General features: G+C 70.4%; 2 protein-coding genes and 1 pseudogene. All 3 read right to left on the reverse strand.

The annotated features are described in order from the left end of the window. Positions 1-530 (reverse strand): annotated as a pseudogene (locus BM064_RS26620) (ABC transporter ATP-binding protein); the annotation flags it as partial. Positions 531-629: 99 nt separating this feature from the next. After that, positions 630-1325, reverse strand: a complete 696-nt coding sequence (locus BM064_RS26625) for a copper resistance protein B (RefSeq protein ID WP_245779312.1) — start codon at positions 1323-1325, stop codon at positions 630-632. 4 nt (positions 1326-1329) lie between these two features. Further along, positions 1330-1506 (reverse strand): multicopper oxidase domain-containing protein (locus BM064_RS28420; protein WP_281244912.1); only part of this gene is annotated, 177 nt, incomplete at its 5' end.

The following is a 1506-nucleotide window of genomic DNA, read 5'->3' on the forward strand; positions in this document are numbered from 1 at the left end:
CGGCGCAGCACGCGCTCGCCCACCCGCCCCTTCGCCACGTTGATCGCGAATTTCAGGGCGCCGCTCGTCATCACCGCGAGGAGGTAGAGCGCGCAGAGCAGGAACAGGAACTCGAGCTGATCGAAACTCCATGGGCCCGCGGTCAGCGGGAAGCCCTCGGCGTCGATGGCCCGGTTCACGATCAGCTTGGGCAGCTCCAGCGCGGCGTAAAGCACCGGCAGCGCCGCGAGACTGAGGCCCAGAAGCAGCGGAAGCTCCGCCCGGGTCCAGCGCAGCACGAAGGCGTAGACGCCCGGCTCGAACCCTGGGACCGGCGGCGGCGCGGCGCCGGCGGGACGTCCGCGGGCGCGCAGCGCCGAGACCAGCCGCCACAGCGCGAGCGCGGCCAGCGCGATCGGGGCCCAGACCAGCGTCAGGTGGAAGACCTGATGCACCCAGGCGGGCGTGTCCGCCGTGATCTCATGGCCGACCGCGTGGGCGGCCGCATGCATCAGGTCATGGGGGATCTGAAAGAGGAAAGTCGCGTCCATCGGCGTTTCGCCTAGTCTGCGCGTTCGCCCCGACCGGACGAAACCGGCGGGGAGACGCCCCCGGCCAGCCCCGGGGGCGTCGGTCTTCGGGACGACGGATCAGAAGAGGATCTTCGTCCCCACCACGAAATAGACCGCGTCCGTGGCCTCTCCCGAGGTCTGGCGCATGTCCGCGCTGTCGCCGAAATACCGCTCGTAGTGCACGCCCGCATAGGGCGAGACCAGGCGGTCCACGACGTCGTAGCTCAGCCTCAGCCCGGCCTCGATCTTCGGCCCGAAGGCGCCGGCGTCGAGGGCCCGGTCGTCGACCAACGGGACCGAGACCTCGACGCTGGGCGTCAGGATCAGCCGGTTCGTGATCAACGCCTCGTAGTCCACCTCGAACCGGGCGAAGGGCTTGTCCGAGACGAACAGGTCGGCGTCCACCTCGAACCACTGGGGGGCGAGGCCATGGACGCCGACGACGCCGTAGACCCGATCCGGCCCCTCGGGGGTCGAGGCCATGACGCCCCCCACGGCGTCGAAGAAGGACGAGATCGGGACCTGGACGCGGGCTTGGTTCTCCAGCGTCTCGAAGGTTCCCGGGCCGCTCAGCAGCTCGGCCTCCGAGCGCCATACGAAGCGGAGCTCGTCGGTGCCCGCGACGGCGTCGAAGTCCCAGGCGAGGACGTCCTCGTCCTCGCCGAAGCGGTATTCCAGCTGCTCGACCTGGAGGCCCCAGATCGCCGGTTCGGCCAGCGCTGGCCCGGCCGCTGCGATCAGCGCGAGGGCGGAAAGGATGCGGGTCGCGTGCATGGTCTCAGCCCTCGTCATGCGCATGGGAATGGTCGCCGCCGGCGGCCGGCTGGGCGCCCTGATTCCCGGCAGGCAGGGTCATCGCCTGCTTCGGCGCGCCCTCGACGATCACCTTGCGGAACATGCCGCCGGCCATGTGGTAGGACAGGTGGCAGTGGAAGGCCCACTGGCCCGGCGCGTC

The organism is Albimonas pacifica (assembly GCF_900113695.1).
GTDB lineage: Bacteria > Pseudomonadota > Alphaproteobacteria > Rhodobacterales > Rhodobacteraceae > Albimonas > Albimonas pacifica.

Coding starts and splice junctions, on each gene's coding strand:
- BM064_RS26625 (WP_245779312.1), bottom strand. CDS start 1,325: ATGCACGCGACCCGCATCCTTTCCGCCCTCGCGCTGATCGCAGCGGCC.